The sequence below is a fragment of the Shewanella sp. 10N.286.45.A1 genome (assembly GCF_041470405.1).
GTDB lineage: Bacteria > Pseudomonadota > Gammaproteobacteria > Enterobacterales > Shewanellaceae > Shewanella.
The window spans coordinates 4149-5022 of sequence record NZ_JBFRMK010000238.1; the positions used below are offsets into that span (position 1 = coordinate 4149).

The window sequence follows — 874 nt, forward strand, 5'->3', positions numbered from 1 at the left end:
AAAGCTCTTCCACCATGCAGCATTCTTAGCGACGGTCCCACCTTCAGCTGCACCTCTAAGTAATAACAGATCATAGGCGGCTCTAAATTTAGGGTGCTCTATAAATCTAAATGCTTTAGTGCCCTTGTTACGTTCAAAACGTAGTTGTAGTTGCCAGATCTCTTTAGTTACCGTGCTAAAGCGACGTGGGATACTGATAGAGCGACATTGTTGCTCCATAATATCGCCCATGGCAGCTGTATAGGCATCATATAAGCTTAGACCGCTTTCAACCGCGATATCATCAGCGCGTTGAGTCAGCGGATACCAAAGCATTGCTGCGTAGAAGAATGCTGGGGTGACAGGTTTTTCTTGTTCAATACGTAAATCGGTATTTTCCATCATCTCTTGCAGAAGCTTGGCGATAGGCCCGTGAGGCGCTTCGTTGAGCTGAGCATCGACAAGTGGGAATAAAGGCTCAAATAGGCCAAAGTCACGCATCATGTTGTAGTTTTGTGCGGCTTTACCTGCGAAGAATAGTTTCAGTACTTCTTCATACATACGTGCAGCCGGAATGCCTTTGAGCAAAGAAGCTAAATCATGGATAGGATCTGCTGCAGCAGACTCAATGGTCATGTCTAGCTTAGTGGCAAAGCGCACAGCTCGAAGCATGCGTACTGGATCTTCGCGGTAGCGAGTCTCTGGATCACCAATAAGACGAATAGTGCGCGATTCTAGATCTTGTAGTCCACCGCCGTAGCTATGGATAGAGAAGTCACTAATATCGTAGTAGAGTGCGTTAACTGTAAAGTCTCGACGTTCGGCGTCTTCATCGATTGAGCCGTAAACGTTGTCACGCAGCAGGCGACCCGATTCGTTGGTCTTGGAGATCTTC

At 47.0% G+C, this 874-nt stretch carries 1 protein-coding gene; it reads right to left on the reverse strand.

The features are described from left to right. On the reverse strand, nucleotides 1–874 hold an 874-nt coding region (gene pcnB / locus AB4238_RS16745), incomplete at both ends, for a polynucleotide adenylyltransferase PcnB (RefSeq protein WP_372034457.1).